The 22,116-nt window shown below is 74.5% G+C and carries 23 protein-coding genes and 1 riboswitch; of the genes, 8 read left to right on the plus strand and 15 right to left on the minus strand.

The features are described from left to right. Window positions 1-73: 73 nt before the first annotated feature. Genes ACZ5GH_RS04950 through ACZ5GH_RS04960 form a run of 3 tightly spaced genes read right to left on the minus strand, consistent with a single transcriptional unit; the run spans window position 74 to window position 2,857 of the window. Window positions 74-715 (minus strand): GNAT family N-acetyltransferase, encoded by a 642-nt coding sequence (locus ACZ5GH_RS04950; protein ID WP_464333542.1) that lies wholly within the window; start codon window positions 713-715, stop codon window positions 74-76. Between the two features lie 43 nt (window positions 716-758). Continuing rightward, window positions 759-2,366, minus strand: coding sequence for an amidohydrolase (locus ACZ5GH_RS04955; RefSeq protein ID WP_464333543.1), 1,608 nt, complete (start codon window positions 2,364-2,366; stop codon window positions 759-761). A 50-nt stretch (window positions 2,367-2,416) separates the two neighbouring features. Continuing rightward, on the minus strand, window positions 2,417-2,857 hold the full coding sequence (locus ACZ5GH_RS04960) for an Lrp/AsnC family transcriptional regulator (RefSeq protein WP_045694655.1): 441 nt from the start codon (window positions 2,855-2,857) through the stop codon (window positions 2,417-2,419). Window positions 2,858-3,086: 229 nt separating this feature from the next. On the opposite strand from ACZ5GH_RS04960, the gene ACZ5GH_RS04965 reads away from it, so the two are divergent. Continuing rightward, window positions 3,087-3,608, plus strand: a complete 522-nt coding sequence (locus ACZ5GH_RS04965) for a hypothetical protein (protein WP_464333544.1) — start codon at window positions 3,087-3,089, stop codon at window positions 3,606-3,608. 75 nt (window positions 3,609-3,683) lie between these two features. Here the strand turns inward: ACZ5GH_RS04965 and ACZ5GH_RS04970 are convergent, their stop codons facing one another. Then, a complete protein-coding gene (locus ACZ5GH_RS04970) occupies window positions 3,684-4,847 on the minus strand; it encodes an acyl-CoA dehydrogenase family protein (protein WP_464333545.1) in 1,164 nt (387 codons plus the stop codon). Window positions 4,848-5,057: 210 nt separating this feature from the next. Here ACZ5GH_RS04970 and ACZ5GH_RS04975 point away from each other — a divergent pair, with 210 nt between their 5' ends. After that, window positions 5,058-5,714 (plus strand): uridine kinase family protein, encoded by a 657-nt coding sequence (locus ACZ5GH_RS04975; RefSeq protein WP_464333546.1) that lies wholly within the window; start codon window positions 5,058-5,060, stop codon window positions 5,712-5,714. A 387-nt stretch (window positions 5,715-6,101) separates the two neighbouring features. After that, window positions 6,102-8,225 carry an AAA family ATPase gene (locus ACZ5GH_RS04980; protein WP_464336798.1) on the plus strand — a complete coding sequence of 708 codons (2,124 nt, stop codon included), beginning with the start codon at window positions 6,102-6,104 and terminating at the stop codon, window positions 8,223-8,225. A 54-nt stretch (window positions 8,226-8,279) separates the two neighbouring features. Here the strand turns inward: ACZ5GH_RS04980 and ACZ5GH_RS04985 are convergent, their stop codons facing one another. From ACZ5GH_RS04985 to ACZ5GH_RS05030, 10 genes are all read right to left on the minus strand, one after another. After that, window positions 8,280-9,266, minus strand: a complete 987-nt coding sequence (locus ACZ5GH_RS04985) for an NAD-dependent epimerase/dehydratase family protein (protein ID WP_464333547.1) — start codon at window positions 9,264-9,266, stop codon at window positions 8,280-8,282. Window positions 9,267-9,446: 180 nt separating this feature from the next. Beyond that, complete coding sequence (locus ACZ5GH_RS04990; RefSeq protein ID WP_387751792.1) at window positions 9,447-10,493, minus strand: hemolysin family protein; 1,047 nt, start codon at window positions 10,491-10,493, stop codon at window positions 9,447-9,449. Further along, a complete protein-coding gene (locus ACZ5GH_RS04995) occupies window positions 10,490-11,833 on the minus strand; it encodes a hemolysin family protein (RefSeq protein WP_387751789.1) in 1,344 nt (447 codons plus the stop codon). The genes ACZ5GH_RS04990 and ACZ5GH_RS04995 overlap by 4 nt, the downstream gene beginning before the upstream one ends. Before the next feature lie 222 nt (window positions 11,834-12,055). Then, window positions 12,056-12,496 carry a PH domain-containing protein gene (locus ACZ5GH_RS05000; protein ID WP_387751787.1) on the minus strand — a complete coding sequence of 147 codons (441 nt, stop codon included), beginning with the start codon at window positions 12,494-12,496 and terminating at the stop codon, window positions 12,056-12,058. A 178-nt stretch (window positions 12,497-12,674) separates the two neighbouring features. Beyond that, window positions 12,675-13,523 carry an ATP phosphoribosyltransferase gene (hisG, locus tag ACZ5GH_RS05005; RefSeq protein ID WP_387751784.1) on the minus strand — a complete coding sequence of 283 codons (849 nt, stop codon included), beginning with the start codon at window positions 13,521-13,523 and terminating at the stop codon, window positions 12,675-12,677. Between the two features lie 56 nt (window positions 13,524-13,579). Beyond that, on the minus strand, window positions 13,580-13,852 hold the full coding sequence (locus tag ACZ5GH_RS05010) for a phosphoribosyl-ATP diphosphatase (protein WP_387751781.1): 273 nt from the start codon (window positions 13,850-13,852) through the stop codon (window positions 13,580-13,582). Window positions 13,853-13,953: 101 nt separating this feature from the next. Then, window positions 13,954-14,427 carry a 6,7-dimethyl-8-ribityllumazine synthase gene (gene ribH / locus ACZ5GH_RS05015; protein ID WP_387751778.1) on the minus strand — a complete coding sequence of 158 codons (474 nt, stop codon included), beginning with the start codon at window positions 14,425-14,427 and terminating at the stop codon, window positions 13,954-13,956. A 61-nt stretch (window positions 14,428-14,488) separates the two neighbouring features. Continuing rightward, window positions 14,489-15,772, minus strand: a complete 1,284-nt coding sequence (locus ACZ5GH_RS05020; RefSeq protein ID WP_387751932.1) for a bifunctional 3,4-dihydroxy-2-butanone-4-phosphate synthase/GTP cyclohydrolase II — start codon at window positions 15,770-15,772, stop codon at window positions 14,489-14,491. Window positions 15,773-15,777: 5 nt separating this feature from the next. Then, window positions 15,778-16,425: a nicotinamide mononucleotide transporter family protein gene (locus tag ACZ5GH_RS05025; protein WP_387751775.1), complete on the minus strand. Its 648-nt coding sequence runs from the start codon at window positions 16,423-16,425 to the stop codon at window positions 15,778-15,780. Further along, window positions 16,422-17,168 carry a riboflavin synthase gene (locus ACZ5GH_RS05030; protein ID WP_387751772.1) on the minus strand — a complete coding sequence of 249 codons (747 nt, stop codon included), beginning with the start codon at window positions 17,166-17,168 and terminating at the stop codon, window positions 16,422-16,424. The genes ACZ5GH_RS05025 and ACZ5GH_RS05030 overlap by 4 nt, the downstream gene beginning before the upstream one ends. Before the next feature lie 225 nt (window positions 17,169-17,393). Next, window positions 17,394-17,521, minus strand: a riboswitch (FMN riboswitch). Between the two features lie 229 nt (window positions 17,522-17,750). Between ACZ5GH_RS05030 and ACZ5GH_RS05035 the strand changes: the two genes are divergently transcribed. Beyond that, the gene (locus ACZ5GH_RS05035; RefSeq protein WP_387751769.1) at window positions 17,751-17,999 is read left to right on the plus strand and encodes an SCO4226 family nickel-binding protein; all 249 of its coding nucleotides are present in this window, start codon (window positions 17,751-17,753) and stop codon (window positions 17,997-17,999) included. A gap of 99 nt (window positions 18,000-18,098) precedes the next feature. Here the strand turns inward: ACZ5GH_RS05035 and ACZ5GH_RS05040 are convergent, their stop codons facing one another. Then, the gene (locus tag ACZ5GH_RS05040) at window positions 18,099-18,413 is read right to left on the minus strand and encodes an antibiotic biosynthesis monooxygenase family protein (protein ID WP_387751766.1); all 315 of its coding nucleotides are present in this window, start codon (window positions 18,411-18,413) and stop codon (window positions 18,099-18,101) included. 141 nt (window positions 18,414-18,554) lie between these two features. On the opposite strand from ACZ5GH_RS05040, the gene ACZ5GH_RS05045 reads away from it, so the two are divergent. The 4 genes from ACZ5GH_RS05045 to ACZ5GH_RS05060 all read left to right on the plus strand — a co-directional run bounded on the left by ACZ5GH_RS05045 (window position 18,555) and on the right by ACZ5GH_RS05060 (window position 22,009). After that, entirely contained in the window at window positions 18,555-19,250 is a 696-nt protein-coding gene (locus tag ACZ5GH_RS05045; RefSeq protein WP_387751763.1) for an MSMEG_1061 family FMN-dependent PPOX-type flavoprotein, read from the plus strand. Between the two features lie 114 nt (window positions 19,251-19,364). After that, on the plus strand, window positions 19,365-19,778 hold the full coding sequence (locus ACZ5GH_RS05050; protein WP_387751761.1) for an HIT family protein: 414 nt from the start codon (window positions 19,365-19,367) through the stop codon (window positions 19,776-19,778). Between the two features lie 138 nt (window positions 19,779-19,916). Beyond that, window positions 19,917-20,981, plus strand: a complete 1,065-nt coding sequence (locus ACZ5GH_RS05055) for a serine hydrolase domain-containing protein (RefSeq protein WP_387751758.1) — start codon at window positions 19,917-19,919, stop codon at window positions 20,979-20,981. 209 nt (window positions 20,982-21,190) lie between these two features. After that, on the plus strand, window positions 21,191-22,009 hold the full coding sequence (locus ACZ5GH_RS05060; RefSeq protein WP_464333548.1) for a hypothetical protein: 819 nt from the start codon (window positions 21,191-21,193) through the stop codon (window positions 22,007-22,009). Window positions 22,010-22,116: the final 107 nt, after the last annotated feature.

Below are 22,116 nucleotides of genomic sequence, written 5' to 3' on the forward strand. Positions count from 1 at the left end.
CTTGCTGTTCGGACGCTGTGCGAAGAAGGTACCCCGGAACGTCGGCGGCCCGTGAGGTCAGGGTGGTAGCGGGTCAGCGCGGGGCGTAGCGGACCTCCCGCAGGGGCCAGTGCCGGGCGAGCCAGTCGGAGACGGCGCGGTACAGCGGGGCGTCAAGGTGGGCCCGGTCGGCCCGGACCCAGGAGCTGACCGAGACCGCGGACGGGTCCTCGCGGTCCGGATAGATGTAGACGCAGCCGATCACCTCGTCGCGGTCCGGCTCCAGGACGGTGTAGGAGAAGCCGGTACGGGCCTCGAAGTCGGCGGCGTGGCGGCGCAGGTCGTCGCGGTTGCGCTCCAGGGGCATCCCGTCGAGGGGCGGCCAGTGGCGGCCGGCCCAGCCGGGGGTGGAGCGGATGTGGGCGATGCTGCGGGGGTTTCCGGTGGGGACCGCCGGATCAGGGTGCGGCGGTGGGGTGCGTGCATCGCAAGGCGGAGGAGGGAGCCACTGCGGTGGGGGCACCTCCCGGCCGGAGGCTGGGGGCCATTGGCGACCGACGACAACGCGGCGAGGTGCGTGCCCCGGCGTCGCGCCCCCGGTGCTCCCCGCCGGAGACCCCCATGTCCAGGCGGCGTGGTCGGAGGTGTTGTGCTGCTCGCCCAGGGGTTCGAGGCGGAACTCCGGGGCGAGCAGTTCGCGCGGGACGGTGAAGTCGGCGGGCACCAGTTCGGTCATGGTGGAGACCCTAGGGTCCGGCGGCCCGCCGTTCCACGGGGTTTCAGCGCTGGTAGACGGTGCGGCCGCGGACCACGGTGCGCAGGCAGGTCGGCAGCGGGTGGCCGGGGGTGAGGTCGGGCAGTCCGGGGGTGCCGGAGCGCGGGTCGGTGGACCAGCCGGCCACCCGGGAGTCGGGGGCCTGGACGACCAGGTCGCCGGCCGCCCAGATCGCGTAGCTGGCGACCGCGCCGGGGACCAGCACGCCGTCCTGGTCCCGGCCGACGGCGCGCCAGCCGCCGCGGGTGTGGGCGGTGAAGGCGGCCCGCACCGAGATCCGGTGGTCCAGGGTCCGGTGGAAGGCGGCCGCGCGGACGGTGCCCCAGGGGTCGAGCGGGGTGACCGGGGCGTCCGAGCCGAAGGCCAGCGGGACGCCGGCCCGCAGCAGCGCGGCGAAGGGGTTGAGGGCGGCCGCCCGCTCGGCGCCCAGGCGCTGGACGTACATGCCGTCCGGGCCGCCCCAGGCGGCGTCGAAGGCGGGCTGGACGGAGGCGGTCAGGCCGAGTTCGGCGAAGGCGGCGACGGCCTCGTCGTCCAGGGCCTCGGCGTGTTCGACGCGGTGGCGCAGGGCCTTGACCCGGTCGGCGCCGACCCGGGCGCCGGCCGCCCGGACACCGTCGAGGACCGCTGCGACGGCCGCGTCGCCGATGGCGTGGAACCCGGCCTGGAGCCCGGCCTCGGTGCAGGCGGCGACGTGGTCGGCGACCTGCTCGGCGGTCAGGTAGGCGGTGCCGGTGTGCTCGGCGTCGTCGTACGGGGCGTGCAGGCAGGCGGTGCGCGAGCCGAGCGCGCCGTCCACGAAGAGGTCCCCGCCGGCGCCCACCGCGCCGAGCCTGCGGGCGGTCTCGACACCGCCCAACTCGCCCCAGTAGCCGAAGACTTCGGGCCCCTCGCCGTCGGCGGCCAGGGCCAGCAGAGCGGCCAGGTCGGCCTCCGAGGAGATCTCGGGGCCGGCGCACTCGTGCAGGGCGCCGATGCCGAGCTCGGCGGCACGGGCGAGGGTGGCGCGCTGGGCGCGGCGGCGCTGCTCGGGGGTGAGCCGGGCCAGCGCGGTCTGCCGGACGGCGTGGTGGGCGTCCTTGGTGAGCGGGCCCTCGGGGTCGAAGCCGGGCGCCTCGGCCAGGCCCCCGGTGAGGGCGCGCAGCGCGGTGGTGGCGAGCGCGGAGTGCACGTCGGTGCGGGAGAGGTAGAGCGCGGCGCCGCGGGCGGCGGCGTCGAGTTCGGCGAGCGTGGGCGGGCGGCCCTCGGGCCAGCCGGTCTCGTCCCAGCCGTGGCCGATCAGCACCCCGCCGGGCTCGGGCCGGGCGTCGACGAAGGCGGTGACGGCGGCCAGGGCGGCGGCCAGCGAGGGGCTGCCGGTGAGGTCGAGGCCGGTGAGCGCCAGGCCGGTGGCGGTGGCATGCACGTGGGCGTCCACGAAGGCGGGGGTGACCAGGGCGCCGTCCAGCTCGACGACCTCGTCGGCGGTCGCGGCGTACGCCTCGGCGGCGCCGTCGCTGCCGACCCAGGCGACGTGCCCGCCTTCCACGAGCATCGCGGTGGCGAAGGGGTCGGCGGGGCTGTAGACGGCGCCGCCGCGCAGCAGGACGGTCCGGGGGGTGCGTTCGGTCATGCCGCCAAGTCTGCACGTCACCGGTCGCCCCGCGGCGACCGGCCCGCGGTTCAGAGCTTCGGGGGGCGCGCCTCGTAGGGGGTGGACAGGACGACGGTGGTGCGGGTGGAGACGCCGGCGGCGCTGCGGATGCGGGCGAGCAGGTCCTCCAGGTCGCCGGGGGCGCCGACCCGGACCTTGAGTATGTAGTTCTCGTCGCCGGCGACGCTGTGGCAGGCCTCGATCTCGGGCAGGCCGGCCAGCCGCTCCGGGGTGTCGTCCGGGGCGCTCGGGTCGAAGGGTTTGACCGAGATGAACGCGGTCAGCGCCAGGTCGACGGCGTCGGGGTCGATGATCGCGGTGTAGCCGCGGATCACCCCGCGCTGTTCGAGGCGGCGCACCCGCTGGTGCACCGCCGAGGTGGACAGGCCGGTGGCCTTGCCCAGGTCCGTGTAGCTCATCCGGCCGTCCTCGAGGAGCAGCTGGACGATGCGTTGGTCGAGATCCTCCACAGTGCGCAAACCTACCCGGTCGGGAGCACGGGGGGCGCACGCGGTGTCACGGCGAGGGACCGCAGGTGCCGGGCGGGCACATGCCGGGTGAATGTGGCATCCGGTGTGGCCAAGGACACACCCGGTGCATCACGGTGCACGTGACCGCAGGATTATGAGTCCGGATCGCAGGGAAGTGCTGGTTGTGGCCCTGGACGACCACGCCGGGCCCGATCCTAGGGGGATCCTCATGCCTGCTACTGACCAGCGTGTGCTGGGCTCCGACGAGACCGACGATCCGACCGGCCGCGAGGGCCTCGCGGTCGACCTCGTGCCGGGCAGCGACCCCGGCGAGGCGGAGAACTGGGACGTCTTCCGGGTCAACTGCCCCGAGTGCCGCCGTCCGATCGCCCTGGTGGCGGACGAGGACCGGCTGCCGCAGCACGCGCTGCTGCCGACCGCCTGGAACCCCTTCGCCCCCGCGCTCTGCCCGGGTTCGGGCGCGCCGACGGACGACCTGGCCGAGGTCGAGGCCCCGGAGGACGCCGAACCGGCCGGGTTCGCCACGCTGTTCAAGCTCCCGAGCGGGCTGGACTGGCGCACCCAGCCGTTCTCGCACGCCGTCGCGCACCGGCCGGTGCGGCTCGCCGCGGTCGCCGGGGCCGCCCCGGAGGCGCCCGCCGTACCGACGGTCACCGCGCTGCGGGCCGCCATCCCGGAGCAGCGCCGCCGTCGTGCGGCGCTGGCCACGCGTACCGCCAAGGCGAGCTGACAGCCCGCCGGGAACGCCTCCGGCCGTCACTCCGCACCCTGGAGTGACGGCCGGAGGCCGTGTGGGAGGAAGGCGTCAGGCCTTCGTGAGGTGGCGGCCGATCACCAGCCGCTGGATCTGGTTGGTGCCCTCGACGATCTGCAGGACCTTCGCCTCGCGCATGAAGCGCTCGGCCGGGAAGTCCTGGGTGTAGCCGTAGCCGCCGAGCACCTGGACGGCGTCGGTGGCCACCCGCATCACCGTGTCGGTGCAGAACAGCTTGGCCATCGCCGCCTCCTTGGAGAACGGCCGGCCGGCGTCCTTCAGGCGCGCGGCGGAGAGGTAGAGCGCGCGGCCGGCCTCGATCTGGGTGGCCATGTCGGCGAGCATGAAGGACAGGCCCTGGAACTCGGCGATCGGGCGGCCGAACTGGCGCCGGGTGCGCGCGTAGTCGACCGCGAGGTCGAGCGCGGCCTGGGCGACGCCGATCGCGCAGGCGGCGATCCCGAGGCGGCCGGAGTCCAGCGCGGCGAGCGCGATCTGGAAGCCCTGCCCCTCCTCGCCGATCAGCCGCTCGCGGGGCACCCGGGCGCCGTCGAAGTGCAGCTGGGCGGTCGGCGAGGAGCGCATGCCCATCTTGTGCTCCGGCGGGGCCGCGGACAGGCCCTGCTGGGTGCCGGGGACCAGCAGGCAGCTGATGCTCTTGGGGCCGTCGACGCCGGTGCGCACCAGGGCGCTGTAGAAGTCGGCCTGGCCGCCGTGGGTGATCCAGGCCTTGGTGCCGTTCACCACGTACGCCTCGCCGTCGAGGTCGGCGCGGGTGCGCAGCGCGGCCGCGTCGGAGCCGGACTGCGGCTCGGACAGGCAGTAGGCGCCGAGCTGCTCGCCGGAGAGCATGGCGGGCAGCCACTTCGCGCGCTGCTCGTCGGTGCCGAAGGTGGCCAGCGCGTGGCAGGACAGGGTGTGCACGCTGACGCCGAGGCCGACGGCCAGCCAGCCCGCCGCGAGCTCCTCCAGGACCTGGAGGTACACCTCGTAGGGCTGTTCGCCGCCGCCGTACTTCTCGTCGTACGGGAGGGAGAGCAGGCCGGCCTCGCCGAGGGTGCGGAAGACCTCCCGCGGGAAGCGGTCGGCGGCCTCGTCCTCCGCCGCCCTCGGCTGGAGCTCGCGCTGCACCAGGTCGCGGGTGAGGCTCAGCAGCTCGCGGGCCTCCTCGCTGGGCAACTGGCGCTCCACGGCTTTCACAGGGGAGGGGGTCATGGCGGTGGTCGCCTCCTCGATCGGGCGCCGGGCCGAGGTGTCGGCCGGTCCGGCGGGGTGTGGCTGGTCGGACCGACCGGCACCGGGTTGCGGTGAACGGCCGTTCACAGTCGTGGCGAAGGCGAGTATGCCCGAAACCCGGGCTGCCGTCACGACCTGCACAGATGAACTGTCCGCAGTGGCGGGCTACGGCACCGTAGGGTTGACGTTGTGGCTGCATCCGAACCCTTCCCACCCCTGTCCCGGCCCGATCCGGACACCCGGTTGACCGCGCTCGCGGCGGAGCTGCGCGCGCTGCCGCCGTCCTGCGGGCCGGTGCGGCTGGTCGCGGTGGACGGGCACGCCGGCTCCGGCAAGACCACCTTCGCCGGACGGCTGGCGGCGGCGCTCGGCGGCGCCCCGGTGGTCCACCTCGACGACCTGGCCACCCACCGCGAGCCGTTCGGCTGGACCGGACGGCTGCGCGAGCAGGTGCTGGAGCCGCTGGCGGCCGGCCGGGACGCCGAGTACCGGGTGTACGACTGGACGCTGCGCCGCTTCGCGGGGACGGCCGCGGTGCCGGCCGCCCCGGTGGTGCTGGTGGAGGGGGTCGGCTCCGGCCGGCGGGCGGTGCGGCCGTGGCTGGCCCGGGTGATCTGGATGGAGCTGGACGCCGCCTCGGCCCGGCGGCGCGGGGAGGAGCGGGACGGTCCGGAACTGGCCGAGTTCTGGGCGGGCTGGGCCCGGGCCGAATCGGCGCATTTCGCCGCCGATCCGAGCCGTCCGCATGCCGCGACGCTGGTCGACGGAGTGACCGGACGGATCGCCCCGGGCACCGTGGGTGAACTTTCAACCACCGCCTTGACCTGCGACATCGCCAGGATCTAGGTTCTCCTCAGCCGCCGGAACGAAAGGCTCCGGTCGCCTCGGACCCGGCGCCCCCGGCTTGTTCCCCCGTGAGCCGGGGGCGCCGCCCGGTCCCCTTCCGAAAGTCGCTCCCCCGCCGCCCGTTTCGTCCGCCCGGACGCTCAACGGCCGCTCGCGCGATCGCATTTGACCCCGTACGGCACCCTTCCGGATCAGCTCCGCGCCGGTACGATTCCTGGCAGGCGCAGACGCGCCGCAGGGGGTCGACGACCACAGGCCCTAGGCGCAGGCGACTCGCCGGCCGAGTCCCGGGCCGCACCGCGGGGGGCGTGAGTGACGACGGTGGACAGTTCCGACAGCACGGCGGGCGGGCCGGACCGGCACGCCGACCGCGCCTGGCTGCGCGCCATGGACGCCTACACGGCCGGTGCGTACAGCCGGGCCGAGGAGGAGTTCCGGGCCGCCGTCCGGCTGGATCCCGGCATGGCCGACGCCTGGCTCGGACTGCACGCGCTGCGCAGCGACACCTCGGCCGCGCTGCTCGCCATGTACCGCCACCAGAAGCGGTTCGGCGAGCAGCGGCGGCTGCACCGACGCCCGCTCAGTTCCTGGTACTGGCTGGGCTGGTGGGTGCAGCCGGTGCTGGAGGACGCCCGCGACCTCGCGCTGGCGCACGCCTCGCACTGGCTGGACGGCCGGCACCTGGCCGAGCTGGACCGGGCGTTGGAGCAGTGCCCGGCGCCCAGCGAGGACCCGTCCGCCCGCTTCCTGTACGCCTGCCGGTCCTACCTGCTCAAGGACTGGGAGCAGCTGATCCGGGACACCGACCGGCTGCTGGACGACCCGCTGCTCGGCATCGAGGCCGGGCTGTTCGCCGGCATGGCGCGGGTGCGCCTCGACATGTGCGCCCAGGCGCAGGCACCGCTGGCCGCCTCACTGGCCCGCTGCCGCTCCGAACAGCCCCAGCGCAAGGAGCTGCGGTACTGGCTGGCCCGGGCGTACGACGGGGCCGGGCGCAGCGCCGCGGCGCTGCCGCTCTACCGGGCGGTGCACCGGGCGGACCCGGCGTTCATGGACACCGCGGCCCGGCTGGCGGCCATCTCGGCCGAGGACGCTCTCGCGGACGGGCTCTCGGACGGACTCGCGGACGGGCTCTCGGACGGACTGCTGCCGGCGGGCGGGCGCCCGGGGGCGGCCGACGCCGCCGCACCGGGCGGGCCCGGTGTCGACGACGGCTACCCGGACGAGGCCGGGTTCACCGGAGTGCCCGGGTACGGCGAGGAGTTCGGGGACGCGGGCGGGCCCGGCGGCGCGACCGTCGCCGGTGACGGGGTCGCCGGCGGCGGGCTGCTCAGCGGCGGGCAGCTGCCCGGCGGGGCACCGAACGGCGGGCTGCTCAACGGCGGGGTGCCCCCGGGCGGCGGGCCCTCGGTGGACGCCGGGCTGGTGGACGGCCCCCCGGCGGACGGCGCCCTGACCGGCGGCTCCCTCCTGGACGGAACCGCGGCCGGCGGCGCCCTGCTGGACGGCGTCCGGCCCGACGGCGCACCGCAGGCCGCCGGGGAGCGCTCCGGCTCGGGCGCCCCGCCCGGCCCCGCCGTGCCGCCGCCGCTGCCCGCCCTCGGCCGGGCCCAGCCCCGGACCGCCGCCGGGCCCGAGCCCCGCTCCGGCGGCGACGAGCGGGAGCTGGACGCGGCCCTGGCCGAACTGTCGCTGATGGTCGGCCTGGAGCCGGTCAAGCGCCAGGTGCGGGCGCTGTCCGCCCAGTTGAGGATGTCACGGCTGCGGGCCGCCCAGGGCCTGCCCGTCCAGCCGCCGAAGCGCCACTTCGTCTTCTCCGGCCCCTCGGGCACCGGCAAGACCACCGTGGCCCGCATCCTCGGCCGGGTCTTCCACGCCCTCGGCCTGCTCTCCGGCGACCACCTGGTGGAGGCCCAACGCGCCGATCTGGTGGGCGAGTTCCTGGGCCAGACCGCCGTGAAGGCGAACGAGCTGATCGACTCCGCGCTGGACGGCGTGCTGTTCATCGACGAGGCGTACAGCCTCTCCAACTCCGGCTACACCAAGGGCGACGCGTACGGCGACGAGGCGCTGCAGGTGCTGCTCAAGCGCGCCGAGGACAACCGGGACCGGCTGGTGGTCATCCTGGCCGGCTACCCCGAGGGCATGAACCGGCTGCTCGCCACCAACCCCGGCCTCAACTCGCGCTTCACCACCAGGGTCGACTTCCCGAGCTACCGCCCCGGCGAGCTGACCGCGATCGGCGCCGCGCTGGCCGGCCGGGACGGCGACGGCTGGGACGAGGACGCCGCCGAGGAACTGGCCAGCATCTGCACCCACGTGGTGCGCGAGGGCTGGATCGACGAGCTGGGCAACGGCCGGTTCATCCGCACCCTGTACGAGAAGTCCTGCGCCTACCGGGACCTGCGGCTGTCACTGCTGCGCGAGCCGCCGGGCCGGGAGGACCTGGCCACCCTGCGGCTGCCGGACCTCGTGCAGGCGTACGGGGAGCTGATCGACGGCCGGGGCTGACCCCCGTGCAGCCCCGCGACCAGCTCTCCCGGTCCGTTCCGGCCGCCGACCGGGTCAGCCGTTCAGGACCGCGGTCTCCCGCTCCCGGTCCAGCCCGACGGTGACCCGGTCGGCCCGCTGGGGCGCGCTGCCGCCGATCGACCGCAGCCAGGCCCAGGTGTCCTCGACGGTCTCGGCGACCGGGCGGCAGCGCAGCCCGGCGCCGAGCGCGCGCTCGACCAGGCCGGTGTGCAGGAAGTCGTAGAGGTCGCCGGGCGCCAGCCAGATCGGCAGCTCGGTCCACGGCTCGATGCCCGCCGCGAGGATCCGCTCCGGGGCCGTCCAGCGCAGCTCGGCGTCCGAGCCGGTGGCCCGTACGCAGGCCTCCAGCAGCTCGCCCATGGTGGTGTGGCCGGACGGGCTGACCAGGTTGTACGGGCCGCCGAGGCGGGCCACCACGGCGTCCAGGGTCCAGGCCGCGAGGTCGCGCGCGTCGATGTACTGCAGCGGCAGGTCGCGGGGCCCGGGGGCGAGCACCGGGCCGCCCTCCGCGATCCGGTTGAGCCACCAGGGCAGTCGGCCGATGTTCTCGTGCGGGCCGATGATCAGCCCGGCGCGGGCCAGCAGCGCCTGCCCGCCGTACTCGGCCTCCAGCGCCAGTTCCGCACCGCGCTTGGCCTCGGCGTAGGGCACCTCGCCGGTGAGGTCCGGGGAGGAGTCGACCACCGGCGCGCTCTCGCCGGCCCCGGCCTCCAGCGGGTAGTCGTACACCGACCGGCTGGAGACGTACGCGTAGTGGCCGACCCGGCCGTTGAGGAACCGGGCGCTGTCGCGCACCGCCGCGGGGGCCCAGGACCAGGTGTCCACCACCGCGTCCCACTCCCCCGGACCGAGCGCCGCCAGGCCGTTCTCGGCGGTGCGGTCGCCCTTCAGCACCCGGACGCCCTCGGGCGCGGGCTGCGTGCCGCGGTTGAGGGCGGTCACCTCCCATCCCCTGGCCAGCGCCTCCTCGGCGACGACCCGTCCGACGAACTTGGTTCCACCCAGCACGAGAAGTCTCATGCCGACCACCCTGCTCCCCCGGGTGGCCGGCACGGAACTGCCGCATGCTCTGGGCAGAATCGCCCGCAGCGAACACACCGTCAGCGGAAGCCGGAGCTCTACGGACGGACCCGGACAAACCGGCGCCGACGAACCGGCGCCGGTTTGTCCGGGGTCAGGCCGTGGCCGGGTGGACCGGCGTCAGGCCGTGGCGCGGTGGTCCGGGTCGTGCATCTCGCCGACCAGCTCCTCCAGCACGTCCTCCAGCATGACCACGCCGAGCGTGCGCCCGTCCTGGTCCAGTACGGCGGCCAGGTGACAGGTCGCCCGGCGCATCGCCCCGAGCGCGTCGTCCAGCGGGAGGCCGCCGCGCAGCACCGTGATCGGCCGCCACAGGCGGGCCGGGACGGGCGCCGACGGGTCCTCCACGTCGAGGATGTCCTTGAGGTGGACGTAGCCGAGGTAGCCGTGGCCGGCCGGGTCGCCGTCGGTGACCGGGAAGCGCGAGAAGCCGGTGCGCAGCGCCAGCTCCTCGACCTCGGCGGCGGTCGCCTTGGTGTCCACGGTGACCAGCTGCTCGGGTTCCAGCAGCACCTCGGTGATCGGCCGGCGGCCGAGCTCCAGGGCGTCCTCCAGGCGCTCCTGGCGGCTCTCGTCGAGCAGCCCGGCGTCCCGGGAGTCCGCCAGCAGGTACATCAGCTGCTCGGTGGTGAAGACCGACTCCACCTCGTCCTTGGCGTCCACCCGGAACAGCTTCAGCACGCCGTTGGCGAAGGCGTTCAGCACCCGGATCACCGGGGCGAGCCAGCGGGCCAGCCGGTCCAGCGGCGGGCCGAGCCAGAGCGCGGCCCGCTCGGGGCCCGCCATGGCCATGTTCTTCGGCACCATCTCGCCCATCACCATGTGCAGGAAGACCACGACGGCGAGCGAGATCCCGTACGAGAGCGGGTGCATCAGGCCGGACGGGACGCCGATCGCGTGGAACGGGCCCTCCAGCAGGGAGGCGATGGTCGGCTCGGCGAGGGCACCGAGGCCCAGCGAGCAGACGGTGATGCCGAGCTGGGCGGCGGCGAGCATCGCGGAGACGTTGGACAGCGCGTGCAGCACGGTGCGGGCGCGCTTGTGCCCGGCCTCGGCGAGCGGCTCGATCTGGCTGCGGCGCACCGACACCACGGCGAACTCGGCGCCGACGAAGAAGGCGTTGCCGAGCAGGAGCAGCAGCGCGACGGCCAGTTGCAGGGCGGTCATCGGCCGTCCTCCCGGTCCTCGTCGAACTGCGCGGGCGCGGTGGTGCGCTCCACCCGGACCCCGGTGGTGCGGTGGCGGTCGACACCGGTCACGGTGAAGCGCCAGCCGGGCAGCTCGGCCTGCTCCCCCACCTCGGGGAGCTTGCCGAGCAGGTCGGAGACCAGCCCGGCGAGGGTCTCGTACGGGCCGTCCGGGGCGTTCAGGCCGATCCGCTCCAGCTGGTCGATCCGGGCGCGGCCGTCGGCCTCCCAGACCGGCAGGCCGTCGACCGGCGGCAGCGGGAGCAGCTCGGGGTGGTCGTCGGGGTCGTGCTCGTCCTGCACCTCGCCGACGATCTCCTCGACGATGTCCTCGACGGTGACGACGCCGGCGGTGCCGCCGTACTCGTCGACCACGATGGCCATCGGCTGGAGGCGGCGCAGCCGGTCGAGCAGCCGCTCGGCGGGCAGCGTCTCGGGCACCAGCAGCGGCGGCGAGGCCAGCTCGCCGACCCGCACCAGGCCGCGCCGGACGGCCGGGACGGCCAGGGCGTCCTTGAGCGTGACGATGCCGGTGACCTCGTCCAGGCTGTCGGTGTAGACCGGGAAGCGGGACAGGCCGGTGGCCCGGGTCAGGTTGATCACGTCGGAGGCGGTGGCGTCGCGCTGGAGCGCGGCCACGTCTATCCGCGGGGTCATCACGGACTCGGCGGTCAGCTCGCTCAGGCCCAGGGTGCGGACGAACAGGGTCGCCGACTCCTCGTCTATCGCGCCGGCCCGGGCCGAGTGGCGGGCCAGCGAGACCAGCTCGTCCGGGGTGCGGGCGTGGCCCAGCTCCTCCTGCGGCTCGATGCCGAAGGCCCGGACGGTCCGGTCGGCGGCGCCGTTCAGGAAGCTGATCAGCGGGCGGCAGGCGAAGGAGAACGCCATGTGCGGCGCGGCGACCGCGCGGGCCACCTGGAGCGGGCGGGAGATCGCCCAGTTCTTCGGCACCAGCTCGCCGATCACCATCTGGACGACGGTGGCCAGCACCATGCCGACGATCACGGCGACGCCGCGGGCGGCCGAGTCGGGCACGCCGATGCCGGACATGACGGGCGCGAGCAGCGTGGACAGGGCCGGCTCGGCGAGCATGCCGACCACCAGCGAGGTGACGGTGATGCCGAGCTGGGCGCCGGACAGCTCGAAGGAGAGGTGCCGCAGGGCCCCGGCGACGCGGCGGGACTTGGCGTCGCCCGCCTCGGCGGCGCGCTCCACCTCCCCGCGCTCGACGGTCACGAAGGCGAACTCGGCGGCCACGAACAGGCCGTTGGCGAGGATCAGGAGAACGGCCGCGAACAACAGCAGCCAGGCGGTGATCACAGTGCCGCCTGCCTTCCGGGGGTCGGAAGCGAGGCGGCGCAGGTACTACCGGACGGATCGTCCATCGAGGGGGAGTGTCACTCCTCAGGTCGTTCGGGCACTCGATCGGGGGCAGGGCGGACTTTGCCCCGCTTTTACCAGCGTAGACCATACCGGGACGGCGGTACGAGGCCCGGTCGGCCCGCCGGGAGCGGGGAACCCCAGGTGGGAGCGGGTCCGGGCTCAGGCCCGGGCGTGCTGCTCGACCAGGTCGCGCAGCGCGCGGGCGTCCGCGATCGCCCGGTCCTTGCCGACGCCGGACTGGATGCCGACCGCGGCGAGCGAGGTGCCGTCGGCGAGGTCCAGGGTGGCCCACGGGTCGCCCTGGCGGAAGTTGACCCGGACGATCTCGGCCCAGGCGAGCCGGCGACGGCGGACGAAGTTGACCACCGTCACGCCCTCCGCGTCGGCGCTCACCCGGGGGCGGGCCAGCATCAGGCCGACGGCGGCGAACAGGACCCCGCTGGCGACCATCATGATCCGGTCGTTGAGCTGCCAGTTCTCCGGGAGCAGCACCGCCATCGCGGAGAACAGCGCCACCAGCAGCACGCAGACCGGCAGGAGCACGGCGCGGGTGCGGCGCGGCGCCCAGGTGACGGGGAACTGGACGGGCGGCGTGGACACGTGGGGTCTCCGGGGTGGTTCTGGTGGCGGCAGCACGACGGGGCGGGGACGCGGTCGGCGTCCCCGCCCCATTGAACCGTTCCTTACTCGTGGACCGGTGCGCAGGTCACCCGGGCGCGCCGGTCGTCCGGGCGTCCGGGCCGACCGGGCGTCCGAGTCGTCCGGCCGGTCGCACGGGTCAGAGGCGGCAGGCGTGGATGTTGGTGACCAGGATGGCCCGGGCGCCGATGCCCCACAGGTCGTCCATGATCTGCTGGGCCTCCTTGCGGAGCACCATCGAACGCACCGCGACCCAGCCCTCGGTGTGCAGCGGCGAGACGGTCGGCGACTCCAGGCCCGGGGTGAGCGCGACGGCCGCGCCGACCTTCTCGGCGCGGATGTCGTAGTCCATCAGCACGTAGCGGCGGGCCACCAGCACGCCCTGGAGGCGGCGCAGGAACTGCTCCACCCGCGCGTCCTCGCCCGAACCCTTCGGCCGGATCACCACGGCGTCGGAGACCAGGATCGGCTCGCCGAACACCTCCAGGCCGGCGTTGCGCAGGCTGGTGCCGGTCTCCACCACGTCGGCGATCACATCGGCGACGCCCAGCTGCACCGCGGTCTCGACCGCGCCGTCCAGCTTGGTGACCGTCGCCTTCACACCGTGGTCGGCCAGGTGCTGCTCGACCAGGCCGGTGTACGAGGTGGCGATCCGCAGGCCCTCCAGGCCCTTGACGTCCTCGACGTCCACGCCCTCGGGGCGGGCGAAGCGGAAGGTCGACCCGGCGAAGCCGAGGGCGAGCACCTCCTCGGCGTTGGAGTGCGAGTCCAGCAGCAGGTCGCGGCCGGTGATGCCGACGTCGAGGCGGCCGGAGCCGACGTACACGGCGATGTCCCGCGGGCGGAGGAAGAAGAACTCCACCTCGTTGTTCGGGTCGACGAGGACGAGCTCCTTGGGGTCCTTCCGCTGGCGGTAGCCGGCCTCATGGAGCATCTCCGCCGCGGGACCCGAGAGAGAACCCTTGTTGGGGACGGCGATGCGCAGCATGGGAGGTTGCTTCCTTACCTGTTGGGAGGATGGGTGTGCTCGGCGGAGCGGGGGGTCTAGAGGTACTTGTAGACGTCGTCGAGCGTCAGTCCACGGGCGATCATCATCACCTGAAGGTGGTAGAGGAGCTGCGAGATCTCCTCCGCCGTCTGCTCGTCCGACTGGAACTCGGCGGCCATCCAGACCTCGGCGGCCTCCTCGACGACCTTCTTGCCGATCGCATGGACGCCCTGCTGGACGAGCTGCGCGGTACGGGAGGACGAGGGGTCGCCGGTGGCGGCCTTCTGCTGGAGCTCGGCGTAGAGCTCCTCGAATGTCTTCGAAGCCATGATGGGCCCACCTTACGGCGTACCGGCGAACGGACGGTAAACGGTCCCGGAGCGTGGACAGTCCGGTGGACGTCCGCGCTCCGGGACCGGGCGGGCCGTGCTCAGAGCGCGGCGCGCAGCACCGCGGCGGTGGCGACGGCCGCGGTGACGGCCTCGTGGCCCTTGTCCTCGGCGGAGCCGGGAAGGCCCGCGCGGTCGAGCGCCTGCTCCTCGTTGTCGCAGGTCAGCACGCCGAAGCCGACCGGGACGCCGGTGTCGACGCTGACCTGGGTGAGGCCGGCGGTGGCGGCCTGGCAGACGTAGTCGAAGTGCGGGGTGCCGCCGCGGATCACCACGCCGAGCGCCACCACGGCGTCGTAGCCGCGCTCGGCGAGGCGCTTGGCGGCGACCGGCAGCTCGAAGGTGCCGGGCACCCGCAGCACGGTCGGCTCGGTGACGCCCAGCTCCGTGAGCGCGCGGTGGGCGCCGTCCAGCAGGCCGTTCATCACCTGGTCGTGCCACTGGGCGGCGACGACGGCGACCTTGAGGTCGGCGGCGCCGTCGATGGTCAGCTCGGGGGCTCCGTGGCCGCTCATGTTCGTTCTCTTCCGTTCGCTGGGGCGGGACGTGCGGGGGTCGCGCGGGGGTCGCGCGGGTTCAGGAGCCGAGGCCGGGCAGGTGGTGGCCCATCCGGTCGCGCTTGGTGCGCAGGTAGCCCAGGTTGTGCTCGCCGGGCGCGATCTCGACCGCTTCGCGCCCCTTGACCTTGAGCCCGTGCTCGGTGAGCGCGGTCAGCTTCTGCGGGTTGTTGGTGAGCAGGGTGAGCGAGCGGACGCCGAGGTCCACCAGCATCTGGGCCGCGATGCTGTAGTCGCGCGCGTCGGCGGGCAGGCCGAGGTCCAGATTGGCGTCGACGGTGTCCCGCCCCCGCTCCTGGAGCTCGTACGCGCGCAGCTTGTGGGCCAGGCCGATCCCGCGCCCCTCGTGGCCGCGCAGGTACAGCACCACACCGCGCCCGGCCTCGGCGACCCGCCGCAGCGAGGCCTCCAGCTGCGGGCCGCAGTCGCAGCGCAGCGAGCCGAAGACGTCACCGGTCAGGCACTCGGAGTGGACCCGCACCAGGACGTCCTCGCTGTCCGGCAGCCGGCCCTCCGCGTCGAGGCCGCCGGCCACCAGCGCGAGGTGCTCGACCCCGTCGATGGTGCCCCGGTAGCCGACGGCGGTGAACTCCCCGTGCGCGGTGGGCAGGGCGGTGACGGCGGCCCGGTCGACGTGCAGCTCGGTGCGGCGGCGATAGGCGATCAGGTCCTCGATGGAGATGATCGCCAGGCCGTGCTGGCGGGCGAAGGCGACCAGCTCGGGCAGCCGGGCCATGCTGCCGTCGTCGTTGACCACCTCGGCGATCGCGCCGGCCGGCGGCAGCCCGGCCAGCCGGGCCAGGTCGACGGCGGCCTCGGTGTGGCCGGGGCGGACCAGCACGCCGCCCTCGACGGCGCGCAGCGGGAAGACGTGCCCGGGGCGGGTGAGGTCGCCGGGTTCGGTGCCGGGCGAGGAGAGCAGCCGTACGGTGCGGGCGCGGTCGGCGGCGGAGATGCCGGTGTCGACCCCCTCCCGGGCGTCCACCGAGACGGTGTACGCGGTGCCCTTGCGGTCCTCGTTGACCTGGGTCATCGGCGGGAGCTTGAGGCGGTCCAGCTCCTCGCCGGTCATCGGGGCGCAGATCACGCCGGAGCTGTAGCGGATGGTGAAGGCCATCAGCTCGGGGGTCGCGGCGGACGCCGCGAAGACGATGTCGCCCTCGTTCTCGCGGTCCTCGTCGTCGACCACGACCACGGCGCGGCCGAGGGCGATGTCGGCGATCGCCCGCTCGACCGGGTCGAGGACGAGCTCGGGCCCGGGTGCGGACCCGGTGGCGCCGGTGCTGGACTGGTTCTCGCTCATCTCGGTCATGCCGTGGCTCCCTGCGGGACGGTGGCGGACGTGGCGCGCGGCTCACGGGTGCTCAGCCACCAGGACCGCAGGCCGAGCAGCACCAGGACGAAGTAGACGGAGTAGGTGAGACCGGAGAAGGTGTAGCCGCTGTTGAAGGCGAACGGCACGCCGACCGCGTCGACCGCGATCCAGGCGAACCAGAACTCCACCCAGCCGCGGGCCTGGGCGATCATCGCGGCCAGCGTGCCGACGAAGATGTAGGCGTCCGACCAGGGGCTCCAGGACAGGCTGGGGAAGGACGTGAACAGCAGGGCGAGCGCCACGGTGACGGCCGCGGTGCCCGCCGCCAGCACGAGCCGCTCGGGCCAGCTGGCGAACCGGACGGCGATCGCGCCGCCGTCGCGGCGGCCCCGCCGCCACTGCGCCCAGCCCCAGGAGGCGGTGGCGATCACGATCAGCTGCTTGCCGATCAGCCCGGGGACGTGACCGCCCAGGTAGGCGGCGATCAGCACCGCGCCGGACAGCAGCTGGACCGGCCAGCTCCAGACCGAGCGGCGCCAGCCGAGCGCGAGCCCGCCGAAGCCGAGGATGTTGCCGATCATGTCGGCCCACTTGACGTGTTCGCCGAGGACGGTGAACGCCTCGCCGCTGAGCCAGCTCACTTGGACTCCCCCGGGGTTCCGTCGACCGGCAGGTCGGACGGGTCGGAAACGTTGGAAAGGTTGGAAAGGCCGGAAGGGCTGGAAGGATCCGACAGGCCCGGGAGGTTCGGGAGGGTGCGGGATTCCAGGAGCCGCTCGACGTACTTCGCCAGCACGTCCACCTCCAGGTTGACGCCCTCCCCGACGGACTTGGCGCCCAGCGTGGTCAGCGCGAGGGTGGTCGGGATGAGGCTGACGGTGAAGCTGTCCCGGGCGGCCTCCACCACGGTGAGGCTGACGCCGTCGACCGTGATCGAGCCCTTCTCCACCAGGTAGCGGGAGATGGTGTCGGGCAGCGAGAACCGCAGCACCTCCCAGCGCAGCTCGCCGGCCGCGTCGCGCTCGCCGGGCTCGCGGCTCAACAGCCGCCCGGTGGCGTCGACATGACCCTGGACGAGGTGGCCGCCCAGACGGGCGCCGAGCGCCATGGCGCGCTCCAGGTTGACCCGGGAGCCGGGCTTCAACTCGCCGAGGCTGGACCGGTGCAGCGTCTCGGCCATCACGTCGGCGCTGAACTCACCGGTGCCGGCGGCCAGTTCCGCCGGGCTGTCGACGACGGTCAGGCACACGCCGTTGACCGCGATGGAGTCGCCGTGCCGGGCACCCGTACAGACCACCGGGCCGCGCAGGCGGATCCGCGAGGAGTCGCCGATCTCCTCGATCGACACGACCTCGCCGAGCTCTTCGATGATGCCGGTGAACACCCGGGTTCTCCTCGCGCTTGGGGCGCGGACTCCGGGGCGGCATGGGAGATGACACGGACGGGCACCGGTGCACGGGCCCGGGGCAGACCCTTCTCCGGGGTTGCCGAGGCCACCGGGAGATCACTCGCCCGGCCCGGGAGACACCGCTCCCGTCGTTCACCTGACCGGGGTCCGGAGGCCGGCTGTCGCCTGCCGATGGACCACGGGCACTGCTCTTCGTCCGCCCGCGCACGCCTCCCATCCGGACTTTAACCGTCGGTCCAGGAATTTCACCTGGTCAACCGGCCGCTGGCTGCGGACGGGTCGCGGACTGTAACCGCCGGTTCGGATTTTCACCGACCCCGGAGTGCGCTGAACGTCACTGCTTTGATGCCGTCATTGTGCCACGGACGGCGCAACGGCAGGGAGACCCCTGCGCTGTGGTCTGTTTCACGGGCTTGCGGGGAATGCGCGGTGCGGTGGCGTCCCGGTGGCGACCCGGTGGCATCCCGCTGCGGGCACGGTGGCGGAGCCGGGCGGCGGGGGCGAGGCTGGTAGACGGGGCCCTGCCGGTGACGCACCGAAGCTACGGAGGCGAGGGCGATGGCGAAGTTCATGGACGTCCACCACGGGATGGCCGGGATCACGGTCGAACAGCTCAGGCAGGCCCACGCGGCCGACCTGGCGATCGAGGGCGAGGAGGGCGTCCACTTCGAGCAGGCGTGGGCGGACCCGGAGTCGGGCACGGTGTACTGCCTCTCCGACGCGCCGTCCAGGGAGGCCGTGCAGCGGGTCCACAGCCGCACCGGGCACCCGGCGGACGAGATCCACCCGGTGCCGCTGTCGGTCTGAGCGCCGTAGTCGGTCCGCGGGCCGTCGTCGGCCTGATGCCGTCGTCGGCCCTCGGACCGTCGTCGGCCTGACGGCCGCTGCCGGTGTGAGGCCGGCGGTTCAGAGCGTGGCGGGGGCGCTGACCTGCAGGAAGTGGGTGACCTCCGGAGGGTGGGCGAGGTAGCTCAGCTCGCCCTCCGACCAGACCGGCCGGATCCGCCACATCGGCCCCGCGTAGCCGCGCAGGGCCTCCTCGTCGCGCCAGCGGCTCAGCACCAGCACCCGGTGCCCGTCCTCGGACACCGAGCGCAGCAGCTCGCCGCCGAGGCAGCCGTCGGTCCGCCCGAGTTCCGGGATCACCTGGGCGGCCAGGTGCGCGCAGAACTCCTCGCAGCGACCGGCCAGGACCTGCCCGGCCCAGATTCTGACGATCACGACCACCACCTCCGGCTGGAGTCCCTGGCCCCATTATCAGCGGAAAACCGCTGGTCGCCAGGGGTACGGCCGGTCCGGTACCGGGGGCTCCGAGGCCATCGGCCGGGGGGTGCGCCGAACGGCCTCGGCTACATTCCCGGTATGACGACCACACCGGAAACTGTCGCTTCGTCAACCGCCGCGCCCAACCGGCCGGGCAGTCTGTTCGACGCCCTCCGCGCGGGCGCGCTCAGCGACCCCGCCCAGCTGCGCGAGGTTTACGAGCAGCCCGGCGACCACGCCCGCCGCAAGCAGGTCGACCACCTGCACGAGGTCGCCCAGCGCCTGATCGCCTGCTCCCCGCTGGTGTTCGTGGCCAGCGCGGACGCCGCCGGGCGCTGCGACGTCTCCCCGCGCGGCGGGCCGGCCGGGCTGGTCTCGGTGCTCGACGAGCACACCCTGGCCGTTCCGGACGCCACCGGCAACAAGCGCCTGGACACCCTGCACAACATCCTGGAGACCGGCCGGGTCGGGCTGCTCTTCGTCGTCCCGGGCCGGGAAACCACGCTGCGGGTCAACGGGCGGGCCTGCGTCTCGACCGACCCGGAGTTGCTGCGGCAGCTGACCGCCGTCGGCAAGCCGCCGCGCAGCGCGATCGTGGTCGCCGTCGAGGAGGTGTACGGGCACTGCCCGAAGGCCTTCCTGCGCTCCTCGGCGTGGAAGCCGGAGAACTGGCTCGCCGCGGACGCGCAGCCGAGCTCCGCGGAGGTCACGCTCTCGCACCTGCGGGACGAGTCGCTGACGGTGGAGGTCATCGAGCAGCACGAGCGGGAGTCGCTGCTGTACCGGTACGAGTGAGGGGGCGGGCCCGGATGCCCGGCACCCGGGCCGCCGCACCCGGACGGCGGCCGGTCGGGTGACGGCGGGTCCGCCGGGCGTGCCGGGGCGGCCGCCGGTGGTTTGAATGGACGGATGGACTGCGTCTTCTGTGCGGTGGCGGCGGGCGAGGAGCCGGCGCACCGGGTGCTGGACGACGAGGTGGCGGTGGCCTTCCTGGACCGTCGGCCGCTGTTCCCCGGGCACGTGCTGGTCGTGCCGCGCGCCCACCACCCGACGCTGGCCGACCTGCCGGCCGGCGCGGTGGGGCCGTTCTTCCTGCGGGTGCAGCGGGTGGCGAAGGCCGTCGAGCGCGGGATGGGCGCGGCGGGCAGCTTCGTGGCGGCGAACAACCGGATCAGCCAGTCGGTGCCGCACCTGCACGTCCACGTGGTGCCGCGCAATCCGAGGGACGGGCTGCGCGGGTTCTTCTGGCCGCGGCGGCGGTACCCGGACGAGGCGGAGGCGGCGCAGGTCGCGGTCCGGCTGCGGGAGGCGCTGGAGGGCTGAGCGAGGCGCCCACTGCTCCGCGCTCGCCGGGTACCGCTCAGGGCGCAGCGGGCCGTACCCCCGTGGGAGCATCGGCGGGGGTCGATCTCCTTTTCCGGGGGGACGATCACGTCGGCGGGGGCGCCTAGGCTCGCGAGCATGAACGAACTCGCCTGCCTCGTGCAGCAGACGGCCGACCGGCTCGCGGGCCGACACGTCGGCGCGGTGGTCGCCGGGCTGGCCGGCGGCGCCGTGGAGATCCGCGGTGCCGGGCGGACCGGTCCGGGCGGCGGGGTGCCCGGGCCCCGCACCCTGTTCGACATAGGCTCCGTCACCAAGGTGTTCACCTCGCTCGCGCTCGCGCGGCTGGCCCTCGGCGGCACGGTCCGGCTGGACGATCCGCTGGCCGAGGTGCTCACCGGGGCCTCGGGCGGTCGCGCGACCGTCCCGGCCAGGGGTCCGGAGCCGGTCACCCTGCGGCACCTCGCCACCCACACCTCGGGGCTCCCCCGGCTGCCCCGGGGCATGGCCGTGCAGGCGCTGCTGTCCCCCAACAAGCCCGATCCGTACGCCGACTGCACCGCCGAGCGGGTGCTCGACGGGCTCGCCCGGACGCGGCTGCGGGCCGTGCCCGGGCGGAGCTTCCGCTACTCCAACCTGGGCGCGGGGCTGCTCGGTCTGGCCCTCGCGCAGCGGTCCGGCGTCGGGTACGAGGAGTTGGTGGCGCGCGAGGTCTGCGCGCCGCTGGGGCTGGTGGACACCTGTGTGCGGCCGGACGAGGAGCAGGCCGCGCGGCTGGCGCACGGGCACACGCCGGGCGGCCGGCCGGTGCCGTACTGGAGCTTCGCGGCGCTGCCCGGGATGGGCGGGCTCCGGTCGACCGCCGCCGACCTGGTGGTGTTCCTGCGGGCCCAACTGGCCGCCGGGCGGGAGCCGGACGCGGCGCTGTCGCCGGCGATCGCCCTCACCCGGGAGACCCGGCACCGGGTCAATCCGTTCGCCTGGGTGCACCTGGGCTGGCTCGGGCACCGGCTGCACACCCAGCAGGGCGGGCACCTCCAGATCTGGCACAACGGGGGCACCGGCGGGTTCAGCTCCTTCGTGGCCTTCGACCCGGAGAAGCAGGTGGGCGTGGTGGTGCTGGCCAACACCCGCCGGTCGGCCGATCCGGCGGGCACGGCGCTGCTGCGCGGCCTGCAGAACGGGTTCGCGACGGTGGCGTGAGGGCGGGCACCGTCCGGCCCGGGAGGCGGCAGTCCGGTTCGTACCCACCCCCGGTGCGGGCGGCCCCGGCCGGGGCGCGATGATGGCGAGGGCGTTTCGGGCCAAATGGTGCCGATTGGCACTGTCGCCGGGAGCGGCGAGCAGATGATGCTGGGGATCGAGCGGTCGCGGTTCCGATGGGGAAGTCCGCCGAGTGGAAGGGGGCCGACATGGCGGTGACGTGGTCGCCGACCCGGGTGCGGTCGACCGGTTCTACCGGCTCGGCCGGTTCGGTCGGTTCGGTCGGTTCGGTGGGTCCGGCCGGTGCGGCCGGCCGGCTCGGCGCGGTGGTGCGGGTGTACCGGCGGTACCGGCCGCTGTCCTGGTCGGCGCGGGTGTGGTTGCACCTCTGCGGGGTGGCCGTCTCCGTGGTGGTCTGCCTGGTGCTCGGCGGGTGGTGGCCGGCACCCGTGCTGGCGGCCGCCGCGGTGGTGGCGGTGAGCGGGTACGAGCGGCTGCGGTCGGCGCCCGGGCTGCGGTCCGTACGCGTCCACGAGGGCGGGCTGGTGCTGGTCGCGGCGGACGGTCGCGAGGAGCCGCTGCCCTGGAGCGCCGTGGAGGCCACCGAGTACTCCCCCGGCGGGCCGCGCGGGGAGCACGAGCACGGGCGAATATGGCCGGCGGGCGCGGACGAGCCGCTGGTGCTGGCGCACCTGCGCGGGCTGGGCGGGCTGTTCCGGGAGCTGGAGGAGCGCCTCTCCCCCGGGCTCCGGGCCGCGCTGCACGAGACGCTGCGCACCGAGGGGAGCGTCCGCTTCGCGCGGGGGCGACTCACGGTGACGGCCTGCGGGCTGGTGCACCGGCCGGCGCACCCGCTCGCCGCGACGGAGGCCCACCGCTGGACGGAGGTGCTCTCGGCCCGGGCGTCCGCCCTCGGCGAGTTGGAGATCCGGACGCACTCGGCCGGCCTCCCGCTCACCTTCCCGGTGCCCAACGCCCGGGCGGCCGCGGGCTTCCTGGAGGACCTCCGGACGGCTGCCGCCGGGTGACCAGCGCCGGGCGGCCGCCCGGCGTGCGGGCCCGGGGCCGACCCCTAAGGGGCGGCGCGGGCTCTTCCCGGAAGGGATCAGTACGCCGCTGAGTGGACGTCAGCCCC

This window comes from Kitasatospora sp. Xyl93, assembly GCF_055383135.1.

Bases quoted from the DNA above. Each gene is read 5' to 3' on its own strand.
- ACZ5GH_RS04950 (WP_464333542.1), bottom strand. From the start codon at position 715: ATGACCGAACTGGTGCCCGCCGACTTCACCGTCCCGCGCGAACTGCTC.
- ACZ5GH_RS04985 (WP_464333547.1), bottom strand. From the start codon at position 9,266: ATGAGACTTCTCGTGCTGGGTGGAACCAAGTTCGTCGGACGGGTCGTC.
- ACZ5GH_RS05060 (WP_464333548.1), top strand. From the start codon at position 21,191: ATGGCGGTGACGTGGTCGCCGACCCGGGTGCGGTCGACCGGTTCTACC.
- ACZ5GH_RS05010 (WP_387751781.1), bottom strand. From the start codon at position 13,852: ATGGCTTCGAAGACATTCGAGGAGCTCTACGCCGAGCTCCAGCAGAAG.
- ACZ5GH_RS05020 (WP_387751932.1), bottom strand. From the start codon at position 15,772: ATGAGCGAGAACCAGTCCAGCACCGGCGCCACCGGGTCCGCACCCGGG.
- ACZ5GH_RS04990 (WP_387751792.1), bottom strand. From the start codon at position 10,493: ATGACCGCCCTGCAACTGGCCGTCGCGCTGCTGCTCCTGCTCGGCAAC.
- ACZ5GH_RS05050 (WP_387751761.1), top strand. From the start codon at position 19,365: ATGGACTGCGTCTTCTGTGCGGTGGCGGCGGGCGAGGAGCCGGCGCAC.
- ACZ5GH_RS04970 (WP_464333545.1), bottom strand. From the start codon at position 4,847: ATGACCCCCTCCCCTGTGAAAGCCGTGGAGCGCCAGTTGCCCAGCGAG.
- ACZ5GH_RS04965 (WP_464333544.1), top strand. From the start codon at position 3,087: ATGCCTGCTACTGACCAGCGTGTGCTGGGCTCCGACGAGACCGACGAT.
- ACZ5GH_RS05045 (WP_387751763.1), top strand. From the start codon at position 18,555: ATGACGACCACACCGGAAACTGTCGCTTCGTCAACCGCCGCGCCCAAC.
- ACZ5GH_RS04955 (WP_464333543.1), bottom strand. From the start codon at position 2,366: ATGACCGAACGCACCCCCCGGACCGTCCTGCTGCGCGGCGGCGCCGTC.
- ACZ5GH_RS04980 (WP_464336798.1), top strand. From the start codon at position 6,102: ATGGACGCCTACACGGCCGGTGCGTACAGCCGGGCCGAGGAGGAGTTC.
- hisG (WP_387751784.1), bottom strand. From the start codon at position 13,523: ATGCTGCGCATCGCCGTCCCCAACAAGGGTTCTCTCTCGGGTCCCGCG.
- ACZ5GH_RS05055 (WP_387751758.1), top strand. From the start codon at position 19,917: ATGAACGAACTCGCCTGCCTCGTGCAGCAGACGGCCGACCGGCTCGCG.
- ACZ5GH_RS05035 (WP_387751769.1), top strand. From the start codon at position 17,751: ATGGCGAAGTTCATGGACGTCCACCACGGGATGGCCGGGATCACGGTC.
- ribH (WP_387751778.1), bottom strand. From the start codon at position 14,427: ATGAGCGGCCACGGAGCCCCCGAGCTGACCATCGACGGCGCCGCCGAC.